15 protein-coding genes and 1 pseudogene are annotated in these 15,578 nt (G+C 64.5%); 6 read left to right on the top strand and 10 right to left on the bottom strand.

Going from position 1 to position 15,578, the window contains the following annotated elements:
* Positions 1 to 42: 42 nt before the first annotated feature.
* The 10 genes and pseudogenes from MRBLMI13_RS03410 to MRBLMI13_RS03365 all read right to left on the bottom strand — a co-directional run bounded on the left by MRBLMI13_RS03410 (position 43) and on the right by MRBLMI13_RS03365 (position 10,227).
* Positions 43 to 1,257, bottom strand: a complete 1,215-nt coding sequence (locus MRBLMI13_RS03410; protein ID WP_367820421.1) for a Gfo/Idh/MocA family protein — start codon at positions 1,255 to 1,257, stop codon at positions 43 to 45.
* Between the two features lie 414 nt (positions 1,258 to 1,671).
* Positions 1,672 to 2,097, bottom strand: a pseudogene (locus MRBLMI13_RS18405) (carbohydrate ABC transporter permease); the annotation flags it as partial.
* Between the two features lie 365 nt (positions 2,098 to 2,462).
* Positions 2,463 to 3,407: a carbohydrate ABC transporter permease gene (locus MRBLMI13_RS03400; protein ID WP_367820425.1), complete on the bottom strand. Its 945-nt coding sequence runs from the start codon at positions 3,405 to 3,407 to the stop codon at positions 2,463 to 2,465.
* Positions 3,408 to 3,458: 51 nt separating this feature from the next.
* Complete coding sequence (locus MRBLMI13_RS03395; RefSeq protein ID WP_367820427.1) at positions 3,459 to 4,736, bottom strand: ABC transporter substrate-binding protein; 1,278 nt, start codon at positions 4,734 to 4,736, stop codon at positions 3,459 to 3,461.
* A gap of 118 nt (positions 4,737 to 4,854) precedes the next feature.
* Positions 4,855 to 5,646, bottom strand: a complete 792-nt coding sequence (locus MRBLMI13_RS03390) for an SDR family NAD(P)-dependent oxidoreductase (protein ID WP_367820429.1) — start codon at positions 5,644 to 5,646, stop codon at positions 4,855 to 4,857.
* On the bottom strand, positions 5,643 to 6,479 hold the full coding sequence (locus tag MRBLMI13_RS03385; protein ID WP_367820430.1) for a sugar phosphate isomerase/epimerase family protein: 837 nt from the start codon (positions 6,477 to 6,479) through the stop codon (positions 5,643 to 5,645). The genes MRBLMI13_RS03390 and MRBLMI13_RS03385 overlap by 4 nt, the downstream gene beginning before the upstream one ends.
* Positions 6,480 to 6,526: 47 nt before the next feature.
* Complete coding sequence (locus MRBLMI13_RS03380; protein ID WP_367820432.1) at positions 6,527 to 7,951, bottom strand: MFS transporter; 1,425 nt, start codon at positions 7,949 to 7,951, stop codon at positions 6,527 to 6,529.
* A gap of 120 nt (positions 7,952 to 8,071) precedes the next feature.
* Entirely contained in the window at positions 8,072 to 8,869 is a 798-nt protein-coding gene (locus MRBLMI13_RS03375; protein WP_367820434.1) for an IclR family transcriptional regulator, read from the bottom strand.
* A 135-nt stretch (positions 8,870 to 9,004) separates the two neighbouring features.
* The gene (locus MRBLMI13_RS03370; RefSeq protein WP_367820436.1) at positions 9,005 to 9,583 is read right to left on the bottom strand and encodes an AAA family ATPase; all 579 of its coding nucleotides are present in this window, start codon (positions 9,581 to 9,583) and stop codon (positions 9,005 to 9,007) included.
* Positions 9,580 to 10,227 carry a bifunctional 4-hydroxy-2-oxoglutarate aldolase/2-dehydro-3-deoxy-phosphogluconate aldolase gene (locus MRBLMI13_RS03365; protein ID WP_367820438.1) on the bottom strand — a complete coding sequence of 216 codons (648 nt, stop codon included), beginning with the start codon at positions 10,225 to 10,227 and terminating at the stop codon, positions 9,580 to 9,582. The genes MRBLMI13_RS03370 and MRBLMI13_RS03365 overlap by 4 nt, the downstream gene beginning before the upstream one ends.
* Before the next feature lie 202 nt (positions 10,228 to 10,429).
* Here MRBLMI13_RS03365 and MRBLMI13_RS03360 point away from each other — a divergent pair, with 202 nt between their 5' ends.
* Genes MRBLMI13_RS03360 through MRBLMI13_RS03335 form a run of 6 tightly spaced genes read left to right on the top strand, consistent with a single transcriptional unit; the run spans position 10,430 to position 15,570 of the window.
* Positions 10,430 to 11,368, top strand: a complete 939-nt coding sequence (locus MRBLMI13_RS03360; protein ID WP_367820440.1) for a Gfo/Idh/MocA family protein — start codon at positions 10,430 to 10,432, stop codon at positions 11,366 to 11,368.
* A 3-nt stretch (positions 11,369 to 11,371) separates the two neighbouring features.
* Positions 11,372 to 12,364, top strand: a complete 993-nt coding sequence (locus MRBLMI13_RS03355) for a LacI family DNA-binding transcriptional regulator (RefSeq protein WP_367820442.1) — start codon at positions 11,372 to 11,374, stop codon at positions 12,362 to 12,364.
* On the top strand, positions 12,364 to 12,927 hold the full coding sequence (locus tag MRBLMI13_RS03350; protein ID WP_367820444.1) for a VOC family protein: 564 nt from the start codon (positions 12,364 to 12,366) through the stop codon (positions 12,925 to 12,927). Before MRBLMI13_RS03355 ends, MRBLMI13_RS03350 begins: the two co-directional genes overlap by 1 nt.
* A complete protein-coding gene (locus MRBLMI13_RS03345; RefSeq protein ID WP_367820446.1) occupies positions 12,924 to 13,844 on the top strand; it encodes a sugar phosphate isomerase/epimerase family protein in 921 nt (306 codons plus the stop codon). The genes MRBLMI13_RS03350 and MRBLMI13_RS03345 overlap by 4 nt, the downstream gene beginning before the upstream one ends.
* On the top strand, positions 13,841 to 14,821 hold the full coding sequence (locus MRBLMI13_RS03340; protein WP_367820448.1) for a Gfo/Idh/MocA family protein: 981 nt from the start codon (positions 13,841 to 13,843) through the stop codon (positions 14,819 to 14,821). The genes MRBLMI13_RS03345 and MRBLMI13_RS03340 overlap by 4 nt, the downstream gene beginning before the upstream one ends.
* A complete protein-coding gene (locus MRBLMI13_RS03335; protein WP_367820450.1) occupies positions 14,797 to 15,570 on the top strand; it encodes an SDR family NAD(P)-dependent oxidoreductase in 774 nt (257 codons plus the stop codon). The genes MRBLMI13_RS03340 and MRBLMI13_RS03335 overlap by 25 nt, the downstream gene beginning before the upstream one ends.
* Positions 15,571 to 15,578 lie beyond the last annotated feature (8 nt).

Here is a 15,578-nt window from a genome sequence, read left to right as displayed (position 1 = left end):
GGATTTGAGAGGTGTCGGGCCACGTCCGCGTCGTTTTGAACCTCATTGGAATGCCGTAGGCGAGCTGGCTGATTCGTCGGTCGCAGACAGCCGCACGTCGTCGTAGACTCCGGCAGCGACGTCAGCGAATTGCACAGGTTTGTGCAGCGCGGACGCGACATAGATCGACCGGATCACCGCCATCGCGTCGTATGCGTGCTGGATCGTGACTGCGGGTTGCGTGCCGGAGGTGATGGCGTTCACGACATCCATGTATTGAAGATGATGGCTCGTCGGGTCGAGGCTGTACTGGCCCGGCGGCGCCGGCGGAAGGTCGAAGCCGAGACGGTAGGTCTGTTCTCTGATGTCGACGAGCACGCTTTGGGCCGTGTTGCCCTCAGCTGAGGTGAGGCCCATCGGGCCGATGTCCATTCCGAACGATTGTGCGGCGTGGAAGTAGGTGAGCAGATCATCTTCGATGATCGCGGAGCCCAGTGATCCCATCAGATGGAGTCGCGTGGCAAGACCTGGGTATGCCGCGGTCGTCGCGTGCACAGAGGCAAGTGCTCCTGACTCGAATCGGATTGTCGCGACGACAGAATCCTCCACCTCGATTCTGCTGTGCGCCAGAAGAGCCATATGCCCCGAGACTTCTAGGGGGCGTCCGAGGAACGACAACAGGAGGTCGACGTTGTGCACGCCCTGGTTCATGAGAGCGCCGCCACCGTCGAGACCCCACGTCCCGCGCCAATCGGCGGAGTCGTAGTAGCTTTGCGTCCGCCACCAGGCTGTCGACGCAAAAGCCGTCGTCACGCGTCCAAACGCGTTTGACTTCAGCGCATCCGCGACGATCACCGACGCGGCGTCGAATCGATGCTGGCTGATAACGGTAGCGACAAGGCCCTCGCGGGCTGCTTCGGCGGCACGGTCAGCCATCACGCGAGCTCGCCCCAGATCCACGTCGAGAGGCTTCTCGAGAATGACATGTCGACGCGCATCGAGAGCCAGTGTCGCTTGAGACACGTGTAGTCCACTGGGCGTCGTGATCACGACAAGGCCGACCTCTGACAGAGTGAGGGCCTCATCCAGTGTGGCGAATTCACGAGGTCGGTGGAATCCTGCTGTGTCGAGTCGAGCGGCGACCCGAGCAGTGGCTTCTGCGGACGGATCCACTACCGCGACGACATCGAGATCGTCTATGCCAGATGCGATCGCCGCGTGCACAGTCCCCATTGCACCAGCTCCCACTAGTGCAACACCGATGGTTCCTTCGCTCAAGAGCGTCCTCCTCAATTCAGTTTCTGGTGGGGCAGTCGATGACGAAGCGATGCTCGCGGTCCGCATGAACGGCGGGTATAGCCGTGAGTGTGGCCGTTCTGAGACTGAGGGCGTCGATCATGTTGCTCTCGTGCGCCGCCAGGAGCTTGACGATCGTGGCGTCTGCGAACAGCCGGGGTAGTGGCTGGTCAATCGGCAGCTCCGCCATTGCGCGGTCAACGCGGGCAGCGGCAGCCGACCTCATACCCTTTGGAACTTCCGTGTGGAAATGCATTCACGGGGGTCACGAGGAAACCGAGGCCGGCGCCGTAGCCGTACCCGGATTCACCCCTTGACCCCGCCCGAGGTAAGTCCGGCAATGAACCAGCGTTGGAACGCCGCGAAGATGATGAGGACGGGGATGAATGCGACGAGCACGAAGGCGGAGAACAGGCCCCAGAAGTTGCCGAATCCGGTCTGGATGTAGCGGACGATGCCGTTCTGCACTGTCTTCATGTCTTCCGTCGTGGCGAGGACGGTTCCTACAAGGAAGTCGTTCCACACGAAGACGAAGATGAAGATGGCGATGGCGGCAATCCCGGGGCGAATGAGCGGGATCACGATTCGCCACAGGATCTGCATCCGAGAGCAGCCATCGATTGCAGCGGCCTCTTCGATCTCGACCGGGATGTTCTCGATGAAGTTGCGGAGGAACAGAATGGTCTGCCCGCAGATGATGGCCGTGTAGACCACGATCAGCATCGGATAGGTGTTGATCAGCGCGGTCTTCACGAACATCGAGTACAGGGCGATGAAGACGACAATGGCAGGGACCATCGAGAGGACCAGGATGCCGGTCATCAGGGTCTCCATGCGTCGACTGCGATACCGGGTCGCGACGTACGCGGCAGGGATGCAGATCGCCAGCGCCAGGATGATGGATCCTCCGGCGTAGATCAGCGAGTTCACGAAGAATCGGACGTTGGTCGTGGTGTAGATGCCGGCGAACGATTCCATGGTGAATGGATTGGGGATCCATTCGGGAGGGAAGGCGATGGTGTCGGCGGCGGGTTTGAGGGCCGTGGAGAGAATCCATGCCACCGGCGGCAGGACGATGGCAGCCGAGAGGAGGATGTAGACCCAGGTGGGCACAGCCCGGAACCAGTCGATGCGGCGCCGGCGGCGCCTCGGGGTTCCGCCTGTCACAATGCGTTCGGTTGCGGTGCTCACAATGCTTCCTTTCGACGGAATCGGATGGCGACCAGGGTGAGAACCGTGTTGACCGCGAACAGCAGGATCGCCGTTGCGGAGGCACCCGAGAGGTCGAAGTCGAGGAACGTCTGGTTGTAGACGCGCATGGATAGCGTTTCCGTGGCTCCGAGAGGCCCGCCACGAGTGGTGACGAGGATGATGGTCACCATCTGCACGTACAGCATGAGCAGAACCACGACGACGGAGACGATGGTGTTCCGCAGATAGGGCAGGGTGATGCTGACGAATCCCCGCCAGATCCCGCCGCCGTCCATCTTCAGGCTTTCGCGGAGCTCTTCCGGGATGGTCTGCAAAGCACCGAGGAACAGCAACATGGCCTGTGGATACGACCACCACGCGGTGATCAGCGTCACTGCGACCAGGGCGGCTGCCGGTGAGGAGAACACGTCGGTAGGGCCGAATCCGAGCGAGGTGGTGATGTAGGACGCGGGGCCGTAGTTGGGGTTCAGGAACCACAGCCAGATGGTTCCGGCGATCGCCTGGGACATCAGCCACGGCAGCAGGAACAGGCTGCGCACCGTTCGTTTGAACCGGTGCAGGTCATTCAGCACGATCGCTGAGATGAGGCCCGCGGGCAGAGCGACCACGAGGGCGCCGAGCGAGAAGGCGAGAGTGGTGCCGATCTGGGAGGGGAGATCCGGGTCGGAGAACAGTGCGACGAAGGAGTTCAGTCCCGAGAACTCACCGATCTGGTAGTACGTCGTCTCGTGCAGGGCGGTCCACGCGGTGTAGATGAGCGGGCCGATGAAGACGAACGTGAAGACGAGCACGACGGGGACCGTGTACAGCCATACTCGCCTGTCGATGCGGCCGGGCCGGCGCTTGGAGGGGGAATCCGTGCCGGTGGCGGCTTTGCGACTGCCGGAGGGAGCCCCGACGACGCCAGGAGAAAGAGTCATGATGTTCCGATCTCCGGGGAGCCTCTTCAGGCTCCCCGGATGTTTGTCGGGTTACTTGTTCGCGGCGTCCTGCGCAGTGGTGATGAACTCGCTGCCCGACAGCCCGTTCAGGTACAGCGCCTGGCCTGCCTGTGACAGCCCGGTCGCGAGACTGATCCAGTTGTCCTGGTAGACGTGCGGTTCGCTGTTGCTCTCGACGTACTTCGAGATGGCGTTGACCGTGTCGGCCTCAGGAGTCGCAAAGTACGGGTCGTCGTAGCTGGATGAGCGTGTGGGAACCTCACCGCCGCCCGCCAATCCCGCAGCGGCCTCAGCACCGGTCATGAACTCGATGAACTTCCAGGCGGCGTCAACCTTCTTGCTTCCGGCACCGATGCCCATGGTCCAGCCGAACGTCGCGCCGGTCTGGTCGCCGGTCGAGGCGGTCGGAAGCTCGCTCCATTTGATGTCGGGGTTGGTCGTGCCGTAGGTCACGATGCGCTCGGTACCGAGGACAGCCATGGCGACTGTCCCGTTCGAAAGCCCGTCGGTCACGGAGGAGTACGTGTCCGACACGACGCTGCTGCCGAGGGCGTTCGCGTCGCGGAGCTTGGCGAGGAAGTCGCCGAACTCGTTGGCCTTCTCTCCGGCGTAGTCGGCGTCGCCGTCGTCGTTCCAGATGTCCTGATCGACCTGACTCATGAAGCAGTCGAAGAACGTCGCGATGATGGCGGAGTTATCGGTGTCCGAGAAGCCGGTGCCGAAGCCGGTGTACCCGGCGGCTGCCGCCTTGGCGGCGACGTCGACGACCTCGTCGTAGGTGGTGGGCTGTGTGGCGCCGATCTCATCGAGGATCTTCTGGTTGTAGTAAAGCGCGCACGTGCGGTACTCGTACGGGACGGCGACCTGCTGGCCGTCGGGACCGGCGAGCGTGTCCGCAGGCCGCAGCCAGTCGTCCACCGCGAGGGCAGCTTCCGGCAACGGCGTGTAAGCGCCCGCGGCTGCCATCTGTGGCACCTGCGGCGTGAACATCTTGAACACGTCCGGGGCCTGTCCGGCTGCTGCTGACTGCGGAAGTCTGCTGATCATGTCGCCCAGGGCCACGACGGACAGGTCGATCTTGATGTCGGGATTGGCTTCTTCGAACGCAGCGATGTTGTCTCGCAATGCGTTCGCCCGCGGGTTGTCCTGACTTGGGTCCAGGAAGTCCCAGTACGTGAGGGTCACCGGGCCGCTGTCCCCGCCGCCATCGCCTCCGCCGCCAGAATCATCCGCCGGCGCACAGGCGGACAGCAGCAGACTCGCCGCCGCAACAGCTCCCAGAGCTATGCTCCACCGCTTCTTGATCATGTCGTTCTCTCCTTTGAGATGTGTTCGCCTCGTTCGGCTGCTGTGTGCCCGGGAAAGCGAGTGCCCGTGTCTGTGTGGATGAGGCCCGAGCGCGTGTCGGCGCTCGGGCCATTCTTGGTCAGGCCTTCGAACTGGGCCGGCCAGGGATGTGGCTGAGGATGGACTTGGAGAATCCTCCGTCGACGCAGATGTCCTGGCCGGTTACGTAGCCTGCGAGCGGACTGATCAGGAACTCGATCACGTTGGCGATGTCGATCGGCTGCCCGATTCGCGACAGCGGAATGATCGCTTCGCGACCCTTCTTGATCACGGGATCGCTGTAGAGATCGGTGTTCATCCCCGTCCGGGTCATCCCGGGCGACACCACGTTGACGCGAATTCCGTCAGGCGCCCATTCCAACGCGAGCGTCTGCGCGAGCAGAGTCAAGGCGGCCTTCGTGGGGCTGTACGCACCGGATCCGGCGTGAGGGGTCTGGCCCGACATCGAGGACGTGAACACCGCTGCACCTTCGCTGTCTCGCAGATGCGGGTAGCTGGCCTTGGCCAGAAGCCATGCTCCGCGAAGATTGACGGAGAACATGTGCTCCCAGTCCTCCAACGTCACGTCTTTCAGAGCTCCCGGCTTAGCGATGCCGGCATTTGCCACGAGCGCGTCCAGGCCCCCGAATTCGTCGACTGCGGCCTCGACCAACTTGGCCGGCACCTCCGGGTCGCCCAGGTCGCCGATCAGGGCGATGGCGGTGCCTCCGGCAGCGCGAACAGCTTCGACGACGTCCTCATGTTGCGAACCGGATGAGTGCCCGCACACCGCGATGAGGGCCTCTTCACCTCGAGCGAGGGCCGCTTCGGCGATCCTCACACTCGCGGCGGCGCCGATCCCGCTGCTTCCACCGCTGACCAGAGCTCTCATCGCACGACCTCCTCGGTACGGTTGTTCTCGACACTCCACCCTGCGGCGCCGAGGTCACGCAGCGCAGTGGCGAATTCCTCGAGGGTGTTCTCGTCGCGGATGACCTCGAGGACGACGTTGTCGACTCCCAGCGTCGCGTCGACAGCCGCACCCAGCGCCGACCAGTCGATCACGCCGGTGCCGATCGGGTCGTGGCCCCATGAGTCCGTGCCGGTGTCTGAGATGTGGATGAGGGGGATCAGCTCGCGGTACTCCAGCAGCGCCGCGACCGGGTCTTCGCCGATGTACGCGGCGTTGGCCACGTCGTACACGATCTTCAGCGAGTCGTCATTCACCGTGCGTACGACGTGAGCGAGAGCCTCGATGGTCGGGGTGAAGCAGTACGGGGTCTGCTCGAAGAGGAGTCGGGTCCCCGATTCCTTCGCCCGAGGGATCAGGGTGTCCAGACTCTCGTACAGCCACCCGTGCACCTGCTCGAGTGTCGGGGAGATCATGGGGCGTCGCGTGCCGGGAGAGATGATGATCTCCTCGACGTTCCACTCGGCCGCCAAGTCGATGACTGAGGTGATGTGCTCGATGCTCTTTCGGCGCATGCTCGCGGCGGGGCTGGCGAGGTTGAGGTCGTAGCCGCCGGCGTTGAGCGAGCGGACCCGAGCTCCGAACCCGTCGAGCTTCGCGCGAACATCCGATCGTTGTGCGCTCGGGATATCCTCGGGCCAGCAGTGCGGAGCGCTGACCGGGATCTCGAACACCGTGTACCCGTTGTCGACAAGCTCCCTGATCGCCTCGAGAGCCGACGCCTTCCAGAGATAGGAGAACGTGTTGATGATCATTCGGGTGTCCTTTCCGTCCTGTGAAGTGAAGTCATTGCTCAGTCGTCTCAGCTCGCACGGGCGCGTGCGTGTGCGCGGCGAGGCGAGTCTGCTTGCGTGATCGCCGGGTCGTCCACGACGACACCGATGCTGTCCGTCGCGGACACGGTGGCCTGCGGTGCGCGGCTTCCGGTCTCCGGGAGCGTGAAGTACACGATGAGGCACAGGCTGACGACGACGATCATGTAGATCGCGACCCCCATGGGATTCCCGGCACCGACGAACGCGGCCGCGATGAGCGGTGCGGTGCCGCCGAACACGGCGATCACAATCTGGTGGGCGAAGCCGATTCCGGAGACGCGGACGGCAGCGGGGAACAGTTCCGCCTGAATGGTCGGGTAGACGGACTGCCAGATGCCGAGGACGACCCAGCCGGAGGCGGCGACGAGCACATAGACGCCGAAGCCGGGTGTCTGCAGAAGCAACAGGAGGGGGAAGAAGAGGACGATCATCCCGATGGCACCGGCGATCGGGAAGATCTTGCGTCGGCCCAGGCGATCGGAGAGGTAGCCGCAGACGGGCACGACGATCACGAGCAGGGCGAGGCCGATGACGCTGCCCGCCAGTGTTGAGGACAGGTCGCGCCCCGATGTGAGGTTCGCGTAGGTCGGCAGGAAGGTCGCCCAGGTGTAGTAGGCCACCGCGGGAGCCGAGAGAGCCGCGGTCTGCAGGATGGCCTTCGGGTGGTTGCGGAGCAACTCCATGAGCTTCTTGGGCGCAGACTTCTGCTCGACGAGCGCGCTCGCCTCGAACTCCGGAGACTCGTCCGAGCGCGCCCGGAGGATAAGACCGACGACGCCGAGGAGGCCGCCGACGATGAAGGGAATTCTCCACCCCCACGACTCGAGGGCCGCCGGGGCGAAGGCGGAGGTCACGATGGCGGCAGCCCCGGTCGCGGTGAGCGTTGCCAGACCGCTGGCCATGTTGGTGAAGGAGCCGAACAGACCGCGACGATTGGCGGGTGCGTGTTCGACCATGAACGCGATGGCGCTCTGCCCCTCAGTGCCCGCGGAGATGCCCTGGAGGATTCGCGCTACGACGAACATGATCGGGGCCAGGTAACCGACGACGGCGAAGGGCGGCGTCAGCCCGATGATCAGGGCCCCCAGTGCCATCCCCGACACCGCGAGCGACAGGATGCGGCGTCGACCGTATTTGTCTGCGAGCGGGGAGAGGATGATGCCGCTGAGCGGGCGAACGATGAACCCGACGGCGTACGTCAGGAACGCGGCCATCAGCGAGGCGAACGGCGAGTCGGAGGGGAAGATCTGCGAAGAGAAGACGGCCGCGAGGAGGCCGTAGACGTACCAGTCGTACCACTCGACGAAGTGGCCGACGGTTCCAGCCAGAAGGTTGCGAGCGCGGCCGTTCCGGACGGGGGCATCGTTCGTTTCCACAACGGCTGCGCTGGCGGCGTGGGGGGAAGTTGTCATTCGGCTCCTCCTCGGAAGACGCGTCGGCGGCGAACCAGGAGCCGACGTTGGACACACTTGATAGAGGTTGATCGAGGTGCGATCAACCGGAATAGGACAAATCTCAGCAGTGAGCTGGGGCTACGCGGACAGTTCCTCGCTCGCGACGAGATATGCGTAACTCGGCCAGCTCTTGGCAACCTCTGCCGCCGCGTTGAGCAGCAGTGGGGAGAGCTCAGCCATTCGTGCACGCGTCATCCGAACAGACGGACCCGCGATGCTGATGGTGCCGGTCGCTTCCCTGCCCGGTCCGGCGCCATAGATCGGTGCCGCCACCGCGTTGATGCCCAGGTCCATCTCCTCGAATGTTGTGGCATATCCACGATGCCGAACTTCGTCGAGTTCGACGAGAAGTGCGGGCCGGTCCAACGGCGACCGAGAGGTGACGCTCAGCCGGTCCTCATGATCCAGGACAGTGTCGACGCGCTCCGATGAGAGCGTGGCCAGCCATGCCTTGCCGGACGCGGTTGCGTGAGGGACGACGTCCTGACCCATCACCGGGTCGAGGCGGAGCGACGAGTTCGACCCCTGAGCCTTCGCGATCCACTGCAGCGAGTCATTGGTCGCGACAGCCAGGCGGACGAGCTCTTCACTGTCAGCGGCAAGAGAGTCCAACGACCTCTGCGCCCACGTCCCCACACCGGAGGACGACAGCTGCCGCAGCCCCAGAGCACCGAGGCTGTGCGTCGCCACATAGCTCGAAGTGCGGGCATCCTGACTGACGTACCCCACGTTCGTCAGCGCGGCGAGAAGGCGGTGAGCGATGGCCTTGTTGATATCCAGCCGCTCGGCGATCTCGCTGACGCGTCGACCTTCGGGTCGCGACGCCAGGAGCTCGAGCGCATGCATCGCGTTGGCGACGTCTTCCGCTAGTGCCATGGTGTGATTCCTCATCATCGTGGGATCGGTAACAGCGTTTCAAGTAACGCCGTTACCGACTCTCGCACGAGGTGTCGTATCTGTCAAGCATGAGTCCGAAGCGGATCGACTATCCCGGGGACTCACCAGCGCGAGTCAGATCAGAGCGGCCACCCGCTCGAAGGCCGAGGCATCGTCGTTGGCGACGGTGACATGCTCACCGGTGGTCCAGCGGCATCGCAGAACGCCGAACGTCGCCCAGTAGTTGTCCCAGTCGGCGAGCTTGACTCGATCTCGTTCGCTGCCCCGTTCGATCAGTCTCTGCCGGACGATGTCAGGGGATGTTCGGACATGGATCACCTTGAGTCGGGCAGGTGGCCAGCTCGCTTCCTCGGTGGAACGTTGAAGGAAATCCGGGTCCTCGAGGTAGGCGACGAACGGTGCGTCGAGAACGACCGAGTGCCCCAGCTCGAGGTTGCGGCCGGCGGTGGCGAAGAGGGTCTCGTACTCGGCGGGCATGATCTTCTCGCGATACAGCCCGTTCGACTCTCGATCGGAGGGGTTCTGCCCCAACGCTTCGAGCGCAACCCTCACCAGCGGCCCGGCCAGCGTGTCTTTGTCGAGGTATGCCGCGCCCGTGAGCGAGCTGAGATGCCTTGACAACGTCGACTTGCCCGAGCCCGCCCCGCCCAGAGCGATGTAGGCGACGGGAACAGTCGCTTCTTTGGATGTCATCGCTTCGCTCGGGCGATCGCCGCCACGAAGCCCTCCGCAGCCTCGGTGACCTTGCCCATGTCACCGCCAGGGCGGCCAGCCTTCGTGATAGCGCTGCCTACCCCGACGGCGACGACACCGGCATCGAACCAGTCTCCGACGTTCGCGGTGGTGACGCCGCCCGCCGGGAGGATCGGGATGTGAGCGAGAGGTGCGAGTACGGATTTGGTGTACGGGATTCCGCCAGCTTCGGTAGGGAACAACTTGACGATGTCCGCGCCCGCCTCCGCGGTGTTGAGGATCTCTGTCGGTGTGTACGCGCCGCTGATCGTGGCGATCTGGTAGCGGTTGGCAACCCGGATCATCCCGGGATTGAGGTTGGGGCTGACCAGGAACTGGGCGCCGGCTTGGATGCTGGCCCAGGCGGCGTGTTCATCCAAAACTGTGCCTGCACCGAAAGTCACGTCTTGGCCGGCAAAGCGTTCGACCAGGCGCTGGATCACGGTCAGAGCGCCCGGAATCGAGAGCGTGATCTCGAGCGCGCGGATGCCGCCGGCGACGGCGGCGGCGGCGACCTCGTACGCCTCCTCAGCGGTGTCGAGGCGCACGATGAGTACGTTGCCGGAATCGCGGATGGTTTCTAGGACATCAAGTTTCTTGAACATGACATCGAGGATTACACCACTTTTACTCGTTTCGCGAGCCCGCGTTTTCGGCTCGTTGACAACAACCCGTCGCGTATGGGAGTCTTTCTGCGATCGATCTCAGCAATCGTTCTCATTTTGTTCAGGATCGCTTGCTGAGGCAGGGATGGAGGAATCAACGGTGATCAAAGGTCCTACCGCTGACCCCCGGCCGACAGCCGTGGTGCTGGGTGCCTCGCACTGGCACGCGCTGCTGTACCGCGACGGACTTGCTCGACGATTTCGGGTTACGACGGTACAAGATATCGATCTTGAGGTAGCCCGCCGACTGGCGGAACCACTTGGCGCATCGGTCGCTGCGAGCGTAGATCAGGCCTTGAACGGCGACGACATCGATGTGGTGTTCGTGTTCAGCCCGCATCACCAGATGCCCGCGATCGCCCAGCAACTCATCGATCGTCGGATCCCCTTCGTGATCGAAAAGCCCGCCGGGACGAACCTCGACGACCTCAGAAGGATCGAGAAGCAGGCGCGCCTCACCGGCGTCGCAGCGACTGTGCCATTGGTTCAGCGTGAGGCCCCCGTAGATACCTGGCTGAGCCGTGCCGGTGACATCGTCTACGAGCGGATGGCGTTCATCGCCGGGCCTGCCAGCCGATATCGGCGCAACGGCAATCCCTGGATGCTCGACCCTGCGCGTTCCGGCGGCGGAAGCCTGATGAATCTGGGCCCGCACTTCGTCGACATGGCGATCCGCCACATCGGGCATCCCTCCGACGTCGTCCGACGCCTGTCCACCGCGCTGCACGGTGAAGGCGTCGATGATCACGCGACGCTCATTCTGACGACGTCCACGGGTCGAGAGGCAATCGTGGAAGTCGGGTATGCCTTCCCCGATTCGCCGTTGAAACGGTACTGCAGCTTCTCTGCGAGCGGGTCCAACGGCTTCGCTTCCGTCGACTCAGACGGCAACGCATCCTTCACGAATCAGCAGGGCGTCACCGAGGGCTCGGTCCTCGAAGTGGACAGCGATCCGCTCTACGACGTGTTCGTCGACCGTGTCGCCGACACCCTCGAGAAGGGATTCGCGGGAATGCCGACGTTGGCGGAACTCGTGGAGACCATGGAAGTCATCTGGTCATCGGACGAGGGCGGGCGGTAGGACATGACCGACGTGAGCATCGACGACGTCGCCGAAGCGGCTGGAGTGCACCGTTCGACCGTGTCGCGAGCCTTCTCCCGACCGGATGCCGTCCGCACAGCGACGCGGGAGCATGTGCTGCGTGTCGCCGCTGAGCTGGGCTATTCGATGAATCCCCTCGCCCAAGCGCTCCGGCGCGGTTCGAGCAATCTCATCCCGCTGATCGTGCCGGACATCACCAACCCGTTCTACGCCGAGCTCGCACGGGCGACCACCGCCGCTGCGGAAGCGCGCGGCTTCCAGCTGATGCTCTGCATCACCGGCGGGGATACCGGTCAGACCGCCGGTTACTTGGCGTCGATGCGCTCCATGTACTCCCCGTTCGGCGTCGTCGCCCCATCCACCCGCGTCGACCTGGAGGCACTACGCGAGTACGCGTTCCAGAACAGAGTCGTCGTCATCGACCGTGTGAAAGACGACTCCGGTGTGCCCACCGTCACCGTCGACAGCACGCACGGCATAGACCTCGCCTTCGACCACCTCCTGGGTCTCGGCCACACGCACATCGCCTATGCGCCGGGGATCGTCGGCACCTACACGGCTCAAGACCGGTGGGACGCGTACCACCATGCTGCCGAACGCCACGGGGTTTCGCCTGTCGTTCTGGAGGCAGCGGCGGGCACGGAGCTCGCTCCGGGGATCGTCGACCACTGGCTGCGGGAGCCGGTGCGACCCACCGCGGTCATCGCATCGAATGACGCCATCGCGTTCGCCGTGATCTCGGAGCTCAGCAGCCGCGGATTCGCCGTGCCTGATGATCTGTCGGTGGTCGGGTTCGACGGCCTGGATCTGGGTGCCGATTTCAGCCCTCGATTGACCAGCGTCCGGCAGCCCATCACAGAGCTCGGCCGGATCGCCATCGAACTCGGCGAAGGTCTCATCGCGAACCGTCCTCCCGATCACGTCGTCCTCAGACCGACTCTTCTCGTACGCTCATCCACCCAGAAACTCCCCTGATGAACACAGACACCGCCCGTCTTCCCGGCCTGCAGTACGTCGACCACGTCGCGTTCACAGTTCGTGATCTCGATGACGCGACACGCCTTTTCACCGTCCTCCTCGGCGCCGAAGTGCTCTACGAGTCCACCCGCGGACCTGACGCTGCCGTCATGCCGGAGCACTTCGGCGTCCCCGAAGACGCGCATCTGAAGCTGCGCATGCTTCGACTGCCGCCGAACCTGAACATCGAACTCTTCCAGTGGTGGAGCGAGGATCGCTCGCCAGTGTTCCCGCGCGCCAGCGACGCCGGGGGTCACCACCTGTGCTTCGTGGTGGCTGACGTCGACGACGTCGTGGCCGCCATCTCAGACCTCGCCGGCATCGAGATCCTCGGCGCCCGCAAGGAGGTCGCCGGAGACAGTCCCGCGGTGGCAGGAAACCGGTGGGTGTACGCCCGCACCTCCTGGGGACTCATCCTCGAGTTCGTCGACCGATCACGGGTCGCCGACCCCCCGCACCTCGTCGGTCCGCGCGACTGGCACGCCCACTCCCCCTCAACCACCCCGGAGACTCCCTCATGAAAATCGCTGGACACACCCTCGGAACCCCCGACCACACGGTTCCCGAAGCGCTCAAGCTGTTCGCGCGGTCCGGGCTCGATGCGGCAGAGGTCATCTATCAGGATGACTACATCAGCGGTCTTCCCGTGGGCGATGCCACGGCTGCCGCGGAGGCGGCGCGCGTCGCCGATGGTGAAGGCATCTCCATCATCGGCCTCACTCCGTACACCACAGCGATCAATGCGACGGCTGAGCGCGACCGCGGGGCCGCGGTCGCGGAGTTGAAGTCCGCCATCGACATCGCTCATGCTGTCGGTGCGAACCGTATCCGCGTGTACTCCGGCGCCTGGCAGCCGGGTCAGGCGGACCACGCCGCCCATTGGGCGCAACTCGTCCGCTCCTTCGAGGAGTTGTCCGGCCCCGCGGCGGAAGCGGGTGTGGTGCTGTGCGCGGAGAACCACTTCGGCACGATGACGCAGACGGCGCGGGACACCGCCGCGCTCGTCCGCACGGTGAACTCACCGTCTGTCCGTGTGCTCTACGACCAGGCCAACCTGACGTTCACCCACGACGAGAACGTCGATGAGGCCTTCGCCGTCCAGGGCGACCTCATCGGTCACGTCCACGTCAAGGATCTGATCTTCAAAGACCCGAACGCTCCCTTCGTCGCTTCCGAGACGGCGCGCGTGCATGCGTCAGAACGTGCCGTCATCTCGCGCGTCGTCGGCGACGGCGCCCTCGACTGGTCACGCGCCCTCCGCCTCCTCCGCGACGTCGGGTACGACGATGTGCTTTCACTCGAGTACGAGTACCGGTGGCACCCTCAGGACCTCGACGACCCCGAGATCGGCTTCCGTCGCGGTGCGCAGTACCTGCGCAGGCTGCTGTCGGAACTCGAGCCGACCGGCACCGGCAAGACCTCGGAGGGTCGGTCGTGACCGCGCTGCGGGTCGGCGTGGTCGGCGCGGGCAATATCGCCAGTATCGCTCAGCTCCCCACGCTGGTGCAGCGCGAGGATGTCGAGCTCCGTGCCCTGGTGTCCCGGCGCGAGGATCCGAGTGCCGTGCAGCGGCGGTGGGGGTTTGCGAACGTCTACCGCACAGTCGACGCGATGATCGCTTCCGAAGACCTCGATGCGGTTTTCGTCCTCACGCCCCGGTCAGAGCATGTCGCGGGCGTCGAGAGCGCGCTCCGCGCGGGAATCGATGTGTTCTGTGAGAAGCCTCTCGCCACTTCCACCGCTGATTCCGTCCGTCTCGCCGAACTCGCGGACGCGCACGCCCGGATCCTGATGGTGGGGTTGAACCGCCGTTTCGCGCCCGCATACGTCGCAGCGCGGGAGGCGTTCGGCGCATCCGGGGCGTCGTTCTGCGTGGCGCAGAAGAACCGCGCTGGCACCGAATACCGGGCCACGTTCGAGAATGCGATCCACATGGTGGATCTGCTCCGTTGGTTCTGCGGCGGAGACGTCGTCGATGTCACCGCCGCGGCAGCCGGAACCAACCCATGGGAGGAAGACGGCACCGCGGCCCTCGTCCGATTCTCGACCGGGAACACCGGTGTACTCGTCGCCGCCAGAGCCGCTGGGGCGTGGGGAGAGAAGCTCGACGCGTACGGGCAGATGCGCTCGGCCGAGGTCATCGCCCCCGATTCCGTCGCCATCACCGTCGACGGCGTCCGGACCGTTCGGTCGATGAGCCCCGAAGCGTTCGGGTGGGCGACTGCGACCGAGACCTTCGGGTTCGCTGACGCTGTCCGGCACTTCCTCGATCGCGTGAAAGACCGGGAGCAGCCGCTGACGTCCGGCTGGGAAGCGGTCAAGACCCAGCAGCTGCTCGATCAGATCCTGGCCTCCGCCGGCCTGCCCACCGAAGAACAGGAGGGACGCACATGGTCCAGCAAAGCAGTGCAGTAGCATCCGAGAGCCAGCCCCAGATCGCCCTCCTCACGGGCTCGAGCGGAGGTATCGGCGCCTCGGTGGTGACTGCTCTCCAGGCACGCGGAGACGTGGTCATCGGGGCAGACCGCGCACCGCTCGACGGCCAGGACCTCGCCGCTTTCTACGAGCTCGATGTCACCGATGAGCGGCAGACCGCCGACGTGGTCCGCCAACTGGTCACGGAGCACGGCCGCATTGACGTTCTCGTCCATGCCGCAGGTGTACTCGGCGGCACCCCCGATCCCCTCGTCACAACGACCGAGGAGTTCGAGCGCGTCATGCGCATCAACGCCACCGGCACCTTCACGATCACGCGCGAGGTCGCCAACATCATGCGCGACAGCGGCACGAAGGGAACGATCCTGCTGCTGTCCTCGGTCGCCGCGAAAGAAGCGCGGGTCGACTACCTCCCGTACAACGCGAGCAAGATCGCCGTGCTGCACATCATGTGGTCGATGGCGAAGATCCTCGGGCCGAACGGCATATCGGTCAATGCCGTCAATCCGGGCCCCGTGAACACGCCACTCTGGGCGCAGCTCGCCGATCAATCCGGCTCCGCACAGGCAGCGCGTGCCGCTCGCGCAGCGCAGCTGCCGATGCAGCGTTTCGCCGAATCGGCCGAGATCGCCAACGCGATCGCTTTCCTCACGGACCCGACCAATCGCTACATCACCGGGGTGTCTCTCGATGTGGCCGGCGGCGCGCACCTCGGCATGGGGACATAGCGTACCGT

The sequence above is a fragment of the Microbacterium sp. LMI13-1-1.1 genome (assembly GCF_040815625.1).
In the GTDB taxonomy this organism is placed as follows: domain Bacteria; phylum Actinomycetota; class Actinomycetes; order Actinomycetales; family Microbacteriaceae; genus Microbacterium; species Microbacterium forte.
This window is presented reverse-complemented; position numbering and strand designations above follow the sequence as displayed.

Bases quoted from the DNA above. Each gene is read 5' to 3' on its own strand.
- MRBLMI13_RS03400 (WP_367820425.1), bottom strand. From the start codon at position 3,407: ATGACTCTTTCTCCTGGCGTCGTCGGGGCTCCCTCCGGCAGTCGCAAA.
- MRBLMI13_RS03395 (WP_367820427.1), bottom strand. From the start codon at position 4,736: ATGATCAAGAAGCGGTGGAGCATAGCTCTGGGAGCTGTTGCGGCGGCG.
- MRBLMI13_RS03390 (WP_367820429.1), bottom strand. From the start codon at position 5,646: ATGAGAGCTCTGGTCAGCGGTGGAAGCAGCGGGATCGGCGCCGCCGCG.
- MRBLMI13_RS03385 (WP_367820430.1), bottom strand. From the start codon at position 6,479: ATGATCATCAACACGTTCTCCTATCTCTGGAAGGCGTCGGCTCTCGAG.
- MRBLMI13_RS03380 (WP_367820432.1), bottom strand. From the start codon at position 7,951: ATGACAACTTCCCCCCACGCCGCCAGCGCAGCCGTTGTGGAAACGAAC.
- MRBLMI13_RS03375 (WP_367820434.1), bottom strand. From the start codon at position 8,869: ATGGCACTAGCGGAAGACGTCGCCAACGCGATGCATGCGCTCGAGCTC.
- MRBLMI13_RS03370 (WP_367820436.1), bottom strand. From the start codon at position 9,583: ATGACATCCAAAGAAGCGACTGTTCCCGTCGCCTACATCGCTCTGGGC.
- MRBLMI13_RS03365 (WP_367820438.1), bottom strand. From the start codon at position 10,227: ATGTTCAAGAAACTTGATGTCCTAGAAACCATCCGCGATTCCGGCAAC.
- MRBLMI13_RS03355 (WP_367820442.1), top strand. From the start codon at position 11,372: ATGACCGACGTGAGCATCGACGACGTCGCCGAAGCGGCTGGAGTGCAC.
- MRBLMI13_RS03350 (WP_367820444.1), top strand. From the start codon at position 12,364: ATGAACACAGACACCGCCCGTCTTCCCGGCCTGCAGTACGTCGACCAC.
- MRBLMI13_RS03345 (WP_367820446.1), top strand. From the start codon at position 12,924: ATGAAAATCGCTGGACACACCCTCGGAACCCCCGACCACACGGTTCCC.
- MRBLMI13_RS03335 (WP_367820450.1), top strand. From the start codon at position 14,797: ATGGTCCAGCAAAGCAGTGCAGTAGCATCCGAGAGCCAGCCCCAGATC.